Annotated in this window: 11 protein-coding genes; 1 reads left to right on the forward strand and 10 read right to left on the reverse strand. The window is 71.5% G+C overall.

The features are described from left to right. Nucleotides 1-139 precede the first annotated feature (139 nt). A complete protein-coding gene (locus ACFO6Q_RS14220; protein WP_380021764.1) occupies nt 140-628 on the forward strand; it encodes an FKBP-type peptidyl-prolyl cis-trans isomerase in 489 nt (162 codons plus the stop codon). A 49-nt stretch (nt 629-677) separates the two neighbouring features. On the opposite strand, the gene ACFO6Q_RS14225 is transcribed toward ACFO6Q_RS14220, so the two are convergent. From ACFO6Q_RS14225 to ACFO6Q_RS14270, 10 genes are all read right to left on the reverse strand, one after another. Further along, nucleotides 678-1,175: a C40 family peptidase gene (locus ACFO6Q_RS14225; protein WP_380021765.1), complete on the reverse strand. Its 498-nt coding sequence runs from the start codon at nt 1,173-1,175 to the stop codon at nt 678-680. Between the two features lie 57 nt (nt 1,176-1,232). After that, on the reverse strand, nt 1,233-1,544 hold the full coding sequence (locus tag ACFO6Q_RS14230; protein WP_380021766.1) for a hypothetical protein: 312 nt from the start codon (nt 1,542-1,544) through the stop codon (nt 1,233-1,235). A gap of 61 nt (nt 1,545-1,605) precedes the next feature. Further along, nucleotides 1,606-4,683 carry a CHAT domain-containing tetratricopeptide repeat protein gene (locus ACFO6Q_RS14235; RefSeq protein WP_380021767.1) on the reverse strand — a complete coding sequence of 1,026 codons (3,078 nt, stop codon included), beginning with the start codon at nt 4,681-4,683 and terminating at the stop codon, nt 1,606-1,608. A 58-nt stretch (nt 4,684-4,741) separates the two neighbouring features. Then, entirely contained in the window at nt 4,742-6,316 is a 1,575-nt protein-coding gene (locus ACFO6Q_RS14240) for a serine/threonine protein kinase (RefSeq protein ID WP_380021768.1), read from the reverse strand. Further along, complete coding sequence (locus ACFO6Q_RS14245) at nt 6,309-6,866, reverse strand: RNA polymerase sigma factor (protein ID WP_380021769.1); 558 nt, start codon at nt 6,864-6,866, stop codon at nt 6,309-6,311. The genes ACFO6Q_RS14240 and ACFO6Q_RS14245 overlap by 8 nt, the downstream gene beginning before the upstream one ends. 75 nt (nt 6,867-6,941) lie before the next feature. Beyond that, complete coding sequence (locus ACFO6Q_RS14250) at nt 6,942-9,410, reverse strand: choice-of-anchor Q domain-containing protein (protein WP_380021770.1); 2,469 nt, start codon at nt 9,408-9,410, stop codon at nt 6,942-6,944. Between the two features lie 66 nt (nt 9,411-9,476). Then, nucleotides 9,477-10,910, reverse strand: a complete 1,434-nt coding sequence (locus ACFO6Q_RS14255; RefSeq protein ID WP_380021771.1) for a choice-of-anchor Q domain-containing protein — start codon at nt 10,908-10,910, stop codon at nt 9,477-9,479. 64 nt (nt 10,911-10,974) lie between these two features. Next, the gene (locus ACFO6Q_RS14260; protein ID WP_380021772.1) at nt 10,975-12,345 is read right to left on the reverse strand and encodes a choice-of-anchor Q domain-containing protein; all 1,371 of its coding nucleotides are present in this window, start codon (nt 12,343-12,345) and stop codon (nt 10,975-10,977) included. Nucleotides 12,346-12,431: 86 nt separating this feature from the next. Then, on the reverse strand, nt 12,432-13,898 hold the full coding sequence (locus ACFO6Q_RS14265; protein ID WP_380021773.1) for a choice-of-anchor Q domain-containing protein: 1,467 nt from the start codon (nt 13,896-13,898) through the stop codon (nt 12,432-12,434). A gap of 141 nt (nt 13,899-14,039) precedes the next feature. Further along, entirely contained in the window at nt 14,040-15,587 is a 1,548-nt protein-coding gene (locus ACFO6Q_RS14270; RefSeq protein WP_380021774.1) for a hypothetical protein, read from the reverse strand. Nucleotides 15,588-15,593: the final 6 nt, after the last annotated feature.

The raw sequence follows: 15,593 nt of genomic DNA on the forward strand, positions 1-15,593 counted from the left end.
GCTGCGAGGGGAGGCGGCGGATGCCGCCGGTGCGAGCATAGCCCAAGCCCTCCGCCGGACCCGGGAAAAGCCGCACGGGCATGACGGAGCGCGCGCGGCCTGCTAAGCTCGCCTGCTTTTTATTTTGCGGAGCCCCGTGGTGAAAGTCGAAGCGAACAAGGTCGTCTCCTTCCATTACAGCGTCAGCGACGGCGGCGGCGAGCCGGTGGATTCCTCGCGCGAGCGCGGCGAACCGCTGGCCGTGCTGATCGGCGCGCAGAACATCATTCCGGGTCTGGAGGCGGCCATGCTCGGCCGCGAAGCCGGCGAGCGCTTCCAGGTCGAGGTCGCGCCGGCCGAGGCCTACGGCGAGCGCCGCGCGGACTTCGTGCAGCGCGTGCCGAAGAAGTATTTCCAGGGCCCGGAGAAGCTCGTTCCCGGCATGAGCACGGTGCTGCAGACCAAGGAAAACGGTCCGCGCATGGTGGTGGTGCTGAAGGTCGGCTCGAGCGTCATCGACGTCGACCTGAACCATCCGCTGGCCGGCAAGACGCTTTCCTTCGACGTGGAGATCACCCAGATCCGCGACGCCTCGCCGGAAGAGATCGCACACCGCCACGTGCACGGCGACGGCGGCCACGAGCACTGAGCCCCCGCGACACCCGGAAGGGCGAGCCTGCGCTCGCTCTTCCGCTGCTTCAGCGCTCCAGTGGGCGTTTGCCGTAGACGAAATTGTCGCGCCACCAGGCGCCGTCGAGGCTGTCCAGCCGCACCGTGCCGCCGCTGTTGGGCGCGTGCACGAAGCGCCGTTCGCCGACGTAGATGCCGACGTGGCTGACCTTGCGGCCGGCGGCGAAGAACACCAGGTCTCCGGCCTGCAGGGCGTCGACGGCGAGCTTGCGACTGCCCACCTCGCTCATCTGCGCCGAGGTGCGCGGCAGGCCGACGCCGGCCGCGTCGCGGAACACGTAGCCGACCAGCCCGCTGCAGTCGAAGCCGCCTTCGGGCGTGTTGCCGCCGTAGCGGTACGGGGTGCCGACCAGGGCGATGGCGCGGAACAGCACGGCGTTGGCGGCGTCCGCGCGCGGCGTGCCGGCGATCAGCGGAGGTTCCGCGCGCCGCGGCGCGCTGCCGCAGGCGGCGAGCAGCAGGGCGACGGCGAACAGGGTGGGCAGACGCGGGGGGACGATCCTCACCCGGCTACGTTCGCCGAGCCCGCGTCGCGCTGTCAATGCGGCGCAAGTGACGGCGGTTCAGGCCGCGCCGCCGCAAAGTGTCAATTTTGGACGCGAAGGTACCGGAGCGACGCATTCCAGCGCCGGGGCGACCAGTAGCGAATGCAGTTCCTCGACGGTCTTCTCGAACTGCGCCAGGCGTTCGTTGGCCGCGTCCGTGACCGCCAGCGGCACCGAACCCTGATCGAGCAGGCCGCGCACCAGATTGCGCTGCGGTTCGCCGAAATCCGGATCCTGCAGCGCTTCGTCGAGAGCGCAGATCAGCGCGGCCAGCCAGCCGGCACCGGGGGCGCGCAGCGCGAGCAGCAGTTCGTTCGTCGAGACCTTCATCGGATCGCCTTGAGTCGGTGGATTCTTGTATTTTTTCTCCTGCAGGTTTGATGCCAATCCCCTAGCGCCAGGCGCCGGCGGCGACGAAGCCGGCCCAGTACAGCGGATGCGGGGACTCGCCGCGGCGGCGGCGCGCTTCCAGCGTCGAGCGCATCGCCGCCTGCATCGCGGCCGGCGTGTCGAGCCGCTCGACCAGGCGTGCGCGGTACAGCTCGCGCATGAACTGCGCGGTCGCCGTGTCCTCGACCTTCCACAGGCTCATCACGACCGTGCGCGCGCCGGCGAGGCGGAACGCGCGCCGCAGGCCGAACACGCCTTCGCCCCCCTGCGCCTTGCCGAGCGCGGTCTCGCAGGCGGACAACACGACCCAGTCCACGCCGGAGAGGTCCAGCGTCGTCACTTCCTCGCTGGTCAGCAGGCCGTCGTCGGCGACGGCGCCGCGCGTGTCCGGCAGAAACGCCAGCGCGGACAGATTCGGCAGGTCGGCGAGGTCGGCGGGTTTGCCATCGGCCTGCGGCAGGTCGAGGGAGATGCTGCGCAGCGCGTCGGCGTCGGCGCAGTGGTCGCCGAATGCGAAGGCGTGCGTGGCGAGGTGGATGATCGAGTTGCCCGGCATCGCCGCGCGCACGGCCGATTCGGTCGCACCGGCGCCGCTGACCACGGTGATCTTTCCGGCGCGGTCCTGCGCCAGCTCCTGCAGTGCGGCGAGTTCGCTGGCGGCGCCGGGCAGGGCACCGAGGGAGCCCGGGCCGAGGCCCGGGCAGGCTTTGCGCATCTGCGGGCCGAGAACGCCCGTCGAGATCGAACCTGTGGCAGCGCCTGCCAGCAGCAGGCCGTTCGTGCGAGCCTGCGGGCGCGGCAGCAGCAGCTCGCGCTCATGATTGAGCAGGTGAAAGCTCGGCCCGGTTTCGACCAGGTAGCGGCCGTCCTCGTTCGACAGGGCGGCGAAGTTGATGCGGCTCAGTGCAGCCGACGGAATCACGAAGAGGCGCTGCCGTTTTTCGCTCAATGCCAGCGGATCGAGCAGGCGCCGGCGCAGCGCCTTGGCCGCGGCGGCCTCGCTCGACGCCGCGCGAGGGTTCGAGGCGATGGCGTACCACGCGTCGATCTCGGCCTTGATCTGCGGCATCGAGCCGAGATCGACGGCGCGCGCCGGTTCCGCGCGGCCGCGCACGAGGGCGTACAGATGGCCGTTCCCCGCAGCCGGGTTGCGCTGATAGTGGTCCGGCGCGAAGTCGGGCACTTCCAGGTAGCGGACCAGGGCCGCATCGTCCGGCAGATCGGCGACGGCGGCGGCGAAATCGCCCTGTTCGGCGAGCAGGCTGCGGCTTTCGGCGATGTCCACCCCGGCCAGTCGGCGTTCGACGCGATCGAGTGCGTCCTGCGCCCGGTCGACGGCGGCGATCGCCTCGGCGGAAGGCGTCTTGGTCGCGCCGACGCGTGCGCTCGACAGCGCCGCGCTGGTATCGCGCCACTCCTGCCAGAGGTCGGCGTGCGTGCGCTGCATCGACGCCAGTGCGATGCGCTTGGCCATGGCCTGGGTGACGAATCCGCTGGTTTCCAGAACGGCTTGCCAGGCTTGTTCGACCAGGGCCGGATTGCCGCTCGCCGCGGCGATGGCCACGGCCAGATCGGAATCGTCGCCGCGATCGAAGGCCAGCATCTGACGTTCGCTGAGCTGGTCGAGCGCGGTGTTGCGCACGCGGGCGGCCGACCGGCGGGTCGTTCGAATCTGCGCCAGCGCTTCCTCGAGACGGCCTTGGCCCCACAGCGCAGCGGCGAGTCCTGCGGCGTCGCGCTGGTTGATTCGCTGGAAGTCGTAGCCGTCGCCCAGCAGCAGCAGAAAGCGCCGGTACAAGGCCTCGGCCTCGACGTAGCGGCGTTGCCACAGCCGGGCGATCGCGAGATTGGTGTAGGACTGCAGCGGGCGCTTGCCCGAGATGGCGGCGGGATCGCGCTCGTAGGTGGCGACGCGGTCCTCCAGGATCGACGCGGCCTCGTCGATGCGGCCGGTGGTCAGCAAGGCCGAGGCCATGTTGTCCTGAATCAGCCGGACCGAGCGGCTGTCGGGGCCGAACACGCGCACGTAGACCGGCAATGCGCGCTCGAGATAGGTGGCGGCCGTTCGCCAATCTCCCTGGCGCCCGTGCAGGACGGCGAGGCCGTTCAGCAGCAGGCCGTACGAGGCGCCGTTGCCGGTCGGTTTGCGCTCCTCGATCGCCAATGCGCGCAGGTACTCCGTTTTGGAGTGCGAGAAGTCGCCGAGCATGCCCAGGCGCTGTGCGAGGTTGTTCAGCGCCTCGACGTGCAGCGACTGCCGGTACGGGCGGGTCTTGCCCAGCAGGGTGACGCTTTCCCGCAGCGTTTCCAGGCCGAGCGCGTACTGTCCCGATTCGCTCAGACTGAACCCCAGCCAGTTCATCGCTTCGCCGTGGCGCGCGCTGGCGGCGCCGAAATTCTCGCGCGTGTAGGCTTCGTATTCGCGCGCGGCGCGAAGCGTGTCCTCGGGGCGCTGGCTGTTGAGATGGATTCTCACCACGTGGCGCAAGGCCCTGGCGAGCGCGCGCGGACGCGCGATCGGCGGCTGCCTGAGCCGCTGCACCGCCGCCGCGACCAGGGCTTCGCCTTGCGCAGGCTGGTTCTGCAGGAAATAGAGATTGCTGCCGGCGATCAACTCGATCTCGGCGCGGTCGAGGTCGTCCGCCGGCAGCACGCGCGCGGCGATGGCGGCGGCTTGCGTCACGATCGGGACGGAGGCGGACGTCTCGGACCGGGAACGCAGCAGGTTGGCCTTGCGCGACAGGGCGCGCGCGTACTCGCGCGATTCCTTCCCGTTCAGCGCGGCGGCCAGGTCGATTTCGCGATCGATCGAAGAGGCCAGGTCGGCGGTCTCGATCCAGTCGCCGTCGAGTGACACCTCGACCAGCGCGTCGATCGCGCGCAGCGCCTGAGCGGAGTCCCTGCCGTGACGGCGCTCGGCGTCGGCAAGCTGCGCGCGCGCGAGCTTCTCGGCCCGTGCGTAGTCCTCGGTTCGCAGCGCCTGCTCGATCGGCCCCGGTGACGCGACGGGCGCCGCATGCGCGTCGGCGGCGACGCCGAAGGCTGCGCCGAGCAGGACGCCTCGAGCCCATGCGTTCATCAGCCCTCCCCGGAAGGCGCGCAACGCCCGCAATGCCTCGCGTTGCCGACGACGCATCCTAGCGCGATTGCACGCCGTCCGCCGCGGTGAGGTCGGTGCGACGCAGGCGCAGCCAGTGCATCTCGACGGCGGCCTGCTGTTCGTGCAGCCGTGCCGCCAGCGCGTCCAGGCCGGCGGCAAGGGCCGGCGGCGGCGCCGCGACGACGGCATCCACGCCGCGATAGCGCTCGCCTTCGGCGAGGGCGAGCGGGTTCGCGTCCGTCGTCTCGAGTGCGGACACGGCAGCGTCGGCGACGACCAGCAGCACGCGTTCTTCGCTGCCGCTGGCCGGGCCGATGCGCCAGTGACGGTCGCTGCCTTCGATACGGCCGGGCAGGCGCTGCGCCGTGCCGGCGGTTTGCGGATTCGCACGCGTCGTGGGCAGCGGAAACAGCGTGGACACTTCGCGCGTGCCGTCTTCGGCGAAGACATAGGCCCAGCACGCACGCGTGCAGCGCAAGTCCAGGTACAGCGTATCGCCCCGGCGCACGCCGGCACCGTCGTACAGCGGCGTGGCGTCGCCGCGCGACCAGCGCACTTCGCTGGCGAGCACGCCCGGCGCGGGCGCGTGCAGGGCCAAGCCGACCAGCACGAGCGCCGCCGCCGCCATCGCCGCGAATGCGAATGGGCGCCATTTCGCCGGTCGTGAGGCCAGCGCCGCCTCGAACGCGCCGGCGCCGGCGAAGCGTCGCGCCGGATCGGGATCGACCGCGCGCTCGACGGCGGCGACGAGTTCGCCGGGCAGGTCCGGACGCAGCTCGCGCAGGCGGTGGCGCTTGCCGATCCGGTGCGCCGCGGCGAGCTGCTCGAGGTCCTCGCCCTCGACCGGCGCGCGGCCGCCGAGCAGGTGGAACAGAGTGGCGCCGAGCGCGTAGAGATCGCTGGCCACGCCGGGCCGGCCGCCGGCGAGCACCTCCGGTGCGAGATAGAGCGGACTGCCGGAGGCGAGCGCGCGCGTTTCTCCGCCGCGCAGCGGCACGGCCGAGCCGAGATCGCACAGCACGTGGCGGCCGTCGCGCGTGCGCATCACGTTGGAGGGCTTCACGTCGCCGTGCAGGAAGCCGGCGGCGTGCACGGCGGCGAGGGCGCCGCACAGCGCGGCGCCCAGGCTGCGCGCTTCCTCGGCGCCGATCCGGCCGTCGCGGTGCATGCGGGTTTCCAGATCCTCGCCGTCGATGTACTCGCTCCACACGCCCAGCCGGCCGCCGGCGACGTCGGCGCCGAGCACGCGCAGCACGTTGACGTGGTCGATCCGCGCGAGCGCGCGCGCCTCCTCCAGCAGGCGCGCCTCGCGCTGAAGGTCGGGCGCGCCGGTGCCGCGCAGCTTCAGCGCGACGTCGCGTTCGAGCAGCGGGTCGTGCGCGCGCCAGACTTCGCCGCCGAAGCCGCCGCCGATGCGTTCGTGCAGCAGCAGGCGCTGGAAGCGGTGCGTCGGATCGTGGTCGTCGAAGCGGCGGTAGGCCGAGACGATGGATTCGACGCGGCGCAGTCCGCGCAGCTGGCTCGCGCCGAGGCGGCGCTCGGCGGTGTTCCAGTCCAGCGCCTCGCGGTCGGCCAGGCGTTCGACGAAGCGGCGCAGTTCCTCGTCATTCATCGCCGAGCACGCCGGCCAGCTGCGCCAGCGCGCGCGATACGCGCATGCGCGCGGCGTTCGCGCTGGGCGCTCCGATCGCCTCGGCCAGTTCCTCGTGGCTGAGGCCGAACTCGACGCTGAGCACGACCGCCTCGCGCAGGTCCTGCGGCAGCGTCTCCAGCGCGCTGTGGTAGTTCGCCAGGCTGTCCGCACCGACCGCGTCGACGATCTCCGCCGGCACGCCCGCGTCCAGCTCCAGTCGCGGCGCCTGGCCGCCGCGCGCCTTCGAGCGGCGCAGCTCGTCGAGCACGAGATTCTGGAAGATGCGGCGCAGCCAGCTGGTGAACGCGCCGGGATGACGCGGATCGAAATCCTCCAGGTGCGAGACCGCGCGCAGCAGGGTCAGCTGCACGAGGTCGGAGGTTTCCGACAGGTCGCGCGCGTGGCTGGGCAGGCGGCCGTGCGCCCAGCGCGTCAGCGCGCCCTGGTAGCGGCGCAGCAGGGCATCGCGTGCCCGGGTGTCGCCGTCGCGCGCGCGATCGAGCAGATCCTGCGTGTTGGCACTGTCCATCCGCTTCACGGCCCGGGTTTCGCGGCGAGTATAGCCGCGGCCCCGAAGCGGCACTGCGATGGTCGACGCCGATGTTCACGGCAGCGCAACTTCGAAGCCGTCGGTGAAGATCACGTCGCTGTAAGAATAGGTGCGACAGGGCGAGAACTCCGAGGTGCTGCCGTTCTCCGCGCGCGCGATCGCGGTGATCGCCTTGCCGTCCAGGCTGCCGGCGCTGATCGGGATGTCGAACGCTGCGCTGCTGTAGATGCCCGGAAGCGGCGAGACCGGCGTGGTCGCGCTGCCGCGGCCGACCAGCCGCTGGCCTTCGCCGTTGCCGGTCGCATCGCAGGCGTCGGAGGCGTAGATCTCGATCGCGTAGGTGCGCTCGGCCGCCGCCGTCAGCGCGCCGCTGACGCTGCCGCTGTCGAAGCCGCCGCCGGCGCGCGCCAGCAGCGGGAAGTTCTGCACGCCGTCGGGGTTCGTGCCGCCGTTGTCGTTCGGCGTCACGCCGTCGCGGCCGATGTCGATGCCGAGGCCGTCGTTGCGGTAGATGAGGTTGTAGACCAGCGCATTGCGGTTGGCGGCGGTTTCCTCGACGTAGCCGTAGCCGTTGCCCGCGATGCGGTTGCCGTTGAAGACGTTGTCGTCCGCGCCGGCCTGCACCAGCACGCCGTGCAGGGCGTTGCCGGCGAGGATCTCCGAACCGTTCGGCGGCGTGAGGCAGCGCGGGCAGCGGCCGATCTGGTTGCCCAGGACGAGGTTGCGGTCCGCGTTGCCCTTCAGGACCAAGCCGTCGTTGGCGTTGCCGCTGATCCAGTTGTTCCAGATCCAGTTGCCGCGCGCATTGTTGATGACGAGGCCGATGCCGTTGCCGAGCGCGCCGATGCCGCTCGACCTGACGCCGACGTAGTTGCCGTAGACGCGGAAATTCGCCGGCTCCGCGCTGGCGGCGCCGATGTCGATCGCGGCGCCGGTCGACTGGTTGAAGACGTTGCCCTGTTCCGGCTCGAAGCCGCCGATCGTGCTGTCGCTGGCGGCGAAGCCCGCGAGCACGCCGCTCTGCAGGATGCCCAGGGACACCCGGTTCGCGACGGGGCCGATCGCGTCGCCGAACTGGTTGCCGGTGACGACGTGGCCGCTGCCGCTGAGCAGGGTCACCGCCGCCGCGCCGCTGACCAGCGCCGTGCCACCGAAGCCGAGGCCGGACACGTCCAGGCTGGCCGGCGAGCCGAGCGCGATCGCCAGCAGCTTGGACAGCTGGCCGTTGCCGGTCACGCCGACGCAGAGCGTGCGCTCCGGCGGTGCGCCGCGAACGCTGCCGGGCTGGCTGTAGCCTTCGATGCGCACGCTGTCGGTGATCTCCGGCAGCGGCTGGCCCGACACCTGGGTGATGAGGCGCGGGCAGCCGCCGGGAATGTTGAAGCGGATCACCTGCGTGCCGGACAGGTCGTTGGACTGCTGGACGGCCGCGGCCAGCGAGCCGGCGCCGGACGCCGCGGCGGTGGTGACCAGCAGCACGCTCGCACTGGAGACGTCGGTTTCCCACGCGCCGCGGTCGACGTTCGCGCCGATCACACGCGGGCCGCCGGTGATGTCGCTGCCGGGCAGGCCGCCGGTCGGTGGGTTGAAGCCGCTGTCCACCGCCGGCGAGGTGGTGAACAGGCGATAGTCGCGGCCGGGTGCGTCGAGGAACTGCGGATCGAGGAAGTCGTTGCCGACGTAGACCACCGGTTCCACATTGAACACCGCGCCGTCGAAGGTGTTGTGGCGCACGCCGACGTTGGCCGCGGCCGTGTTCGTCACCTCCAGGCCCCATTCGTTGCCCCAGAAGATGTTGTTGTCGAGGTCGAGCGGGGCCTGGGCATCGCCGTTGATGCACAGTGCGGTGCCGTCGTTGGAGGCGATCGTGCTCTGCTTGATCACCACCGCATCGTCGTCGTACGACGAGATGTAGGCGGCGCATTCGCCGCTGCCGTCCCGGTTGTTCGCGATCACGACCTGTTGCAGCGTCACGTCGGCATCGCCGGCGGTCCAGACGTCCAGCGCCCTGTCCACCCATCCGCTGCCGGCATTGAGCGTGCCGCCGGAGTTCTCGATGCGCACGCGGTCCAGCGTCCATTGGTCGTCGGCGCCGAAGGTCGGGTCGGGTGATTGGATCGTGATCCCCTTGCCGTAGCCGCGGAAGGTCAGCGATTTCAGCAGCAGGTTGCCGTCGATCTGGAAGTAGAACCCGGCCACGTTGGCGCCGGCGCCGGCCTGCAGGATGGTCAGCGAGGGATCGAGCGAACGGCCCGCTTCCGCGCAGTTCGGGTCGCTGTAGCCGCCGAGGATGGTGAGGTCGTTGTTGATCGGATTGTTCGGGTTTTCGCCGATCACGTCGGTGGTGACGTAGGTGCCCTGGCGCAGGCGGATCGTGCTGTCGCCGGTCCAGTCCAGGGTGGCGCGGTCGATCGCCTGCTTGAGCGCGGCCGAATCGTGCACGCAGTAGTCGTCGGCGGCGGCGAACGGCGCGGCGGCGAGGCCGCACAAGGCGAGCAGGGATCGTGCACGGAACAGGTTCATGGCGGCCTCGCGGTGACGTGGGTCGCCGATGTCAACGCGGCCGCGCGGACGAAACGCACCGTGCGCTCAGTCGAAGCCGTCCTGGAAGATGCGGTCAGGATCGGCTTCGTAGGCGCCGATGTCCGGCGCGGCGCCTTCGATGCGGCGGTACGGTGCGCCGCGCTGGTCGGTGGCGAGCGCGAACGGATTGGCGCCGGCATCGATGGCCGGGCTGTCGGCGTCGGCGAACGGCAGCAGGAAGGCCAGTCCGTGGTGCGTGCGTACCGGAGAGAGCATGGGAACGAGCCTGGGGTCGCCGCGCAAGGTGTCCGGCGGCAGCGGCACGCTGGAGGTGCCGATCAGGTTGTGGCTGCCGACGACCGTCGTCTGGGTTCCGCCGAGGTCGGACAGGACCGGCGCCTGCGCGGCGGGCGTGACGGCGTTGCGCGAGACGATCGAGCTGTCGATCCGCGCCTGGCCGGCGAGGCTCAGGCCGGCGGCGGCACCGGGAATCGGCGCGGGATCGACGGCGAGGAAGTTGCCGGCGATCGTGCTGTTGGACAATGCCAGTTCGGCGCCGGCGAGCAGCCCGGCCGTGGCGGACAGCCTGCCCGACTGGTTGAGGAAGATCGTGGTGTTGCGCACGACCAGCGGCGTGGTCGCGCCGCTGCCGAGCAGGGCCAGTCCGCCGACATCGTCGGCGGTGTTGAGGACGATGCCGGAACCGGCGACGAAGGCGTCGCCGCGCACCACCGCCGCGCCGAACGAGCCGCGGCCGCCGCCGTCCGATCCGCTCGCCTCATTGCCGGCGAAGACGCTGTACTTCGAGCGCAGCGCGCCGCCGACCGAGGCGCCGCCGCCGAACGCGACGGACTGGTCGGCGATGGCCGTGTTGCCGGAGATCACGCTGTCGACCAGCACGAGATCGCCGGCGACGAACAGGCCGCCGCCTTCGGCCGCATCGCTGCCGGCGCTGCGCGCCGTGCAGTCGCTGACCGTGGCGCGTTCGAGCACGACGCTGCCCTGCGAGTAGAGGCAGCCGCCGGGAGCGCGGTCGGTCGCCGAATACTTGTAACCCTCGGTCACGCCGACGCCGCTGAGGCGCAGCGTGCCGGCGCCGACGTGGGCGAACACCGGAAACGCGCCACCGCCGCTGATCGACAGCGTGCGCCCGGCGCTCTGCGCGTAGGCCGCGAACAGCGGGCTGCCGGGGCCGACGATGTCGAGGTCGTCGAGGCCGGTGGCGATCGCGCCGCTGGTCAGGGTGATCGTGCTGCAGGAGAGGAAGCGCAGGTCGATGGTGTCGCCGCTGACGGCCAGGTCGCGCACCGCTTCGCGCAGGCTGCCGGTACCGTCGTCGTCGCAGTTCTGCACGACGACGATGCCGCCGGCCGGTGGCGCGCCCGTCGCGGCGACGGCGCCCGAGGCGGCCACCCAGCCGAAGGCCAGGGCGACAGCGTGCGCGAGCGCGCGCGGAGCGATGCGCAGCGGAGGCCGGGGAAGGATCGAACGGATGCGCATGGATGGGCTCGCGGCGGTGTCGTCCAGCAACAACGCGGCGAGCCGCACCGATCGCACGCGGCGCTCAGCCGTCGACGTCGAAGCCGTCGGCGAAGATCGTGTCGTGATCGAGCTCGACGGCCCCGATGTCGGCTGCTGGTCCGGACACGCGTACGTTCGGTGCGCCGCGCTGGTCGTAGACGAGGCCGAGCGGATTGCTGCCGGCGTCGATCGCCGGGCTGTCCTCGCGCGGCGCGCGCACGTAGGCGGTCGGGCGTCCGCCGGGGAAGACCGCGACCGCGCGCAGGCGCGGATCGGCGTCCAGCGTGTCCGGCGGAAGGGGCAGGGTCGAGGCGCGGATCAGGTTGTGGCTGCCGGCGACGCTCGCTCCCGGCCCGCCGGCGAGGTCGGCCGGCTGCGCGCCGCTGTCGGAGGCGTTGCCGGCGACGATCGAGCTTTCGATGCTGGCGCCGGTGCGCGCGTAGAGGCCGACGCCGTCGCCGGCGGCGGCCTGCAGATTGTGCGCGATGGTGCTGTTGGAGACGGTCAGCGCGCCGCGCGCGTCGAGGCCGGTGCCGCCGGTCGACGGCGCCGTTCCGCGCGAGAGGTTGTCGGCGATGGTGCTGTTGCTCACGCGCAGCGGCGCGCTCGCGTTGGCGTCTTCAGCGCACAAGCCGCCGAAGTAGGCGGCGCTGTTGCCGACGATGCTCGAGCCGACCAGGGTCGCGTTGGCCGCCGCCGCCGCGCCGCAGGTGGAGACGCCGGATGCCTCCGTCGCGCCGGTGCTGTTGTAGGTGAAGGCGCTGTACTTGGCGGTCAGATGGCCGCCGACGCGGGCGCCGCCGCCGCTCGCGCCGCCGCTGCCGGTGATCGCCTGCGCGCCGGTGACGACGCTGTTCAACAGGACCAGGTCGCCGGCGACGAACAGGCCGCCGCCGGCGGCAGCCTGCGGGCTCCCGGCCACGCAGTCGCTCAGGGTGACGTCGTCGAGCAGCACGTCGCCCTGCGAGTAGAGGCAGCCGCCGCGGGCGGGAGCGTCTTCGACGTACCGGCGTCCGGCGGTGATCGCCACGTCGTGGAAGGCGAGCGTGCCGTGGCCGAGATGGACGACCACCGGCGACTGCCGGTGGCCGCTGACCGCGATGCGCCTGGGCGGTCCGAGCACGGTGAGATCGTCGAGATCGACGGCGATCGCGCCGCTGGTCAGCGTGATCGTGCTGCAGGAGAGCGAGCGCAGGTCGATGGTGTCGCCGCTGACGGCGAGGTCGCGCACCGCTTCGCGCAGGCTGCCGCTGCCGTCGTCGTCGCAGTTCTGCACGACGATGTTCGCGCCGCCGTGCGGCTCGGGCGTCGCGGCGAGCGCGTTTGCCGTGCAGGCCAGGCCGCAGGCGAGCGCGAGGCTTCGGGCAAGAGGCGTCGTTCGGGGATGGACCGGGTTGACTCTTCGCGCAAGCATGGAAAACCTCATTGCCGGCATTCGACACGACGGCTTCTGCGTTTCGCGCGACACGGCCCGCGCGCGGCCCGATACAAGCCCGCCGTCTATTCGAAGTCGTCGAAGAAGATGCGGTCCGGATCGAATTCGTACGCGCCGATGTCGGGGCCGGCGCCGACGACGCGCCGGAACGGATCGCCGCGCTGGTCGAACGGCAGGAAGCGGGGATTGCTGCCGGCGTCGATCGCCGGACTGCCGGGCAGCAGCGGGTACGTCATCGCCGTGCCGCGCCGGATCGGCGCGCCGAGCCTGGGGTCCGCGGCGGAAGTATCCGGCGGCACGGCCAGTCGCGACACGCCGATCAGATTGCGGCTTCCGCCGATCGTCGCCGTGTCGGCGCCGCCGAGATCGCGTGCGGCGCCGTTGTTGCTGGACACGTTGCCCGCGACGATCGAGCTTTCGATCGTCGCCGTCGTGCCGACGAACACGCCGGCGCCGCCGAGGTCGGCTGCGCCGAAGAAATAGGTCCGGTTGCCGGTGACCGTGCTGTTGGAAAGCGTGAACGCTGCGCCGACGGCGAGTCCCGCGCCCCTGCGCGACTGGTTGGCGGAGATCGTGCTGTTGGAAATGGTCACTTCCGCGCCATTGCCGCCGCGGATGGCCAGGCCGCCGGAACTCATGGCGCTGTTGCCGTGAAAGCTCGAGCCGACCACGAGTGCGCCACCTTCGACGCCGACGCCGCCGGCGCTGTCGTAGCCGGCATCGGCATGGGTCGCGTTGTCGAGGAAGCCGCTGTACTTGGCCACGAAATTGCCGCGAACGAAGGCGCCGCCACCGAACATCGCGCCGGTGCCGTGGCCGGACGCGGCCAGGTTGCCGGAAATCGTGCTGCGTACGACGACCAGGCCCGCTTCCGCGAACACGCCGCCGCCCTGGGCGACGTCGACGGTGTCGCCGCCCGCGCGTGTCGTGCAGTTCGCGACGGTGCTGTCGGTGAGGTCGAGGTTTCCGCGCGAGTAGATGCCGCCACCGCGCGCGCCGCTGCCGCTCGCCAGGCAGTCGTGAACGGAGACCTCGTACAGCGCGACGTCGCCGCGCGAGTAGATGCAGCCGCCGCGCACGACCGCCTGCGCCGCGTATTTCCCGTTGGCGATCTCCAGGCCGCGCAGATCGAGCGTGCCGCTGCCGTCGTGCGCGAAGGCGCGGCCGAGATGGGCGGCGTCGATCGTGATGCGGTCGCGACCGGCGCCGAGCACGGTGAGATCGTCGAGATCGACGGCGATCGCGCCGCTGGTGAGGGTGATCGTACTGCAGGAGAGGAAGCGCAGGTCGACGGTGTCGCCGCTGACGGCGGAGTCGCGCACGATCTGGCGCAGGCTGCCGACACCGTCGTCATCGCAATGGGTGACGACCCAGGTGACGCCGCCGGCCGGAATGGACGGTGCCGCCGCCGCGGCCGGCGCACAGATGGCCGCCGCCGGCCCGGCCAGCACGCCGGCGAGCACGGCGCGCGCCAGCGCACGGAGGCGGGGCGCGCGCGCCACGGTGGCGGAAGACGGCAATCGCTCGGACATCGGACGTCTCGTGATCGGCAGTGCTGCAGTCAACGCGATACGGCACGTGAAGCGCACGCGGGACCGGCAAGGCCGCCGGAGGCAGGCAACCGGGGCGAACGACAGGGGCCGCGGGGCCGTGATCCCGGCCGCGCCTGGACGTCAGTCGAAATCGTCCTCGAAGAGCACGTCGAAGGCCGGCGAGAACTCGCTCGAGTAGCCGTTCGCGTCGGTCGCGACGGCGACCAGCGGAATCGCCTTCGCGCCGGTCGGCAGGGTCAGCGTGACGGTGCGTGGCTGCTGCGCCGACGCGGCCGGGTAGCTGTCCTGGCCGAGCAGGGCGCCGCTGCCGCCCTGCACGTTCTCGTAGAAGTCGATGCGCAGCGGATACGCCGAGGCGCTGGGGCTCGAATCGACGCGATAGCCGAGGCTGAGCTGGTCGCCGGAGACGCTGGCGGAGAGGAGTTCGGGCCAGTTCTGCAACGGGTTTTCGCCGGGTTCGCCGTCGGCATCGCCGGCATCGTTCGGCGTGGGGCCTGCCGGTGCGATGTCGACATTCGCGCGGGCCTTGCCGTGGTTGTGGTGGATCACGTTGCCGCGGTTGTCGAAGCTCTCGCCGCTGCGGCCGTCGCGGCTGAGGATGCCGGGGCCGTGGTTGAAGGCGATCAGGTTCGCCTGGCCGGGGCCGAAGCCGCCGATCGGCGCCGGTGCGTTGTCGGCGCTGACGCGGGACAGCACGATGCCGCCGCCGAATTGCGCAAAGCCCTCGATCCCGTTCGGGATCGCGCGCGTGCCGCTCCAGTCGGTGCCGATGAAGTTGCCCTGGATCTCGAAGCTGAGGTAGGCATCGAAACCGGTGTTGCCGCCGAGCGCGATGCCGGCGTTGCGATGGCCGGAGATCACGTTGCGCGATGCCGGGGTGGGGCCGCCGATGCGCAGGCGCGGTGTCGAACCGCCTCCGCCGGAGATCACGATGCCGGCATTGCCGCTGGCCATGCCCGGCAAGGCGCGTTCGCCGCTGGCGTCGGTGCCGATCAGGTTGCCCTCGATGACCGTGTTGCCGTTGCCGACCGCGATGGCGCTGTTGCCGCAGTTGGCGATCAGGTTGCGCCGCTCCGGCAGCGTGCCGCCGACGCGCAGGGTGCCGCCGATCGCGAAACAGGTCTGCGAGCCGCTCGCCACCGCAGCAGAGCCGTCCAGCGTCGTGCCGATGTAGCAGCCCTCGATCGCCAGCCGGCTCTGGTTGTTGGAGGCGCCCAGATGCGGCGAGTAGTGGTGGATCGCCAGGCCGCGCAGGGTGACGTCGGCGACCGGCGTACCGCTGTCGAGCACCAGGCCGTAGCCGCTGCCGGGGCCTTCGAGCTCGATCATCAGCTGCGTATCGAGGCCGCCTTCATCCGGGGCTCGCGTGTTCGGCCGGCTGCCGGGCTGGGTGTAGCCGTCGATCGTCAGCTTGCCGCGCAGATTGGGCAGGCGCGGCTGCGACGGGGTCCGGATCGTGAACGGCCCGGTGCCGGGAATCGCGAAGGCGATCGTGTTGGCTTCCGCCGGAACCGCGACGGCATGCGCGTTGGCGTCGAGGATCGCCTGGCGCAGCGATCCTGCGCCGCTGTCGGCGGTGTTGACGACCTCGAAGGTGGCGCCGGCGGCGATGCCCGGCAGCACGGCGGCGAGCAGCGCGGCGGCGAAGCGGAAACGGCAGGTGGTCACGGCCGC

It is taken from the genome of Dokdonella ginsengisoli (assembly GCF_042652785.1).
Taxonomy (GTDB): Bacteria; Pseudomonadota; Gammaproteobacteria; order Xanthomonadales; family Rhodanobacteraceae; genus Dokdonella_A; species Dokdonella_A ginsengisoli.

Bases quoted from the DNA above. Each gene is read 5' to 3' on its own strand.
- ACFO6Q_RS14250 (WP_380021770.1), bottom strand. From the start codon at position 9,410: ATGAACCTGTTCCGTGCACGATCCCTGCTCGCCTTGTGCGGCCTCGCC.
- ACFO6Q_RS14230 (WP_380021766.1), bottom strand. From the start codon at position 1,544: ATGAAGGTCTCGACGAACGAACTGCTGCTCGCGCTGCGCGCCCCCGGT.
- ACFO6Q_RS14240 (WP_380021768.1), bottom strand. From the start codon at position 6,316: ATGAATGACGAGGAACTGCGCCGCTTCGTCGAACGCCTGGCCGACCGC.
- ACFO6Q_RS14260 (WP_380021772.1), bottom strand. From the start codon at position 12,345: ATGCTTGCGCGAAGAGTCAACCCGGTCCATCCCCGAACGACGCCTCTT.
- ACFO6Q_RS14255 (WP_380021771.1), bottom strand. From the start codon at position 10,910: ATGCGCATCCGTTCGATCCTTCCCCGGCCTCCGCTGCGCATCGCTCCG.
- ACFO6Q_RS14245 (WP_380021769.1), bottom strand. From the start codon at position 6,866: ATGGACAGTGCCAACACGCAGGATCTGCTCGATCGCGCGCGCGACGGC.
- ACFO6Q_RS14235 (WP_380021767.1), bottom strand. From the start codon at position 4,683: ATGAACGCATGGGCTCGAGGCGTCCTGCTCGGCGCAGCCTTCGGCGTC.
- ACFO6Q_RS14265 (WP_380021773.1), bottom strand. From the start codon at position 13,898: ATGTCCGAGCGATTGCCGTCTTCCGCCACCGTGGCGCGCGCGCCCCGC.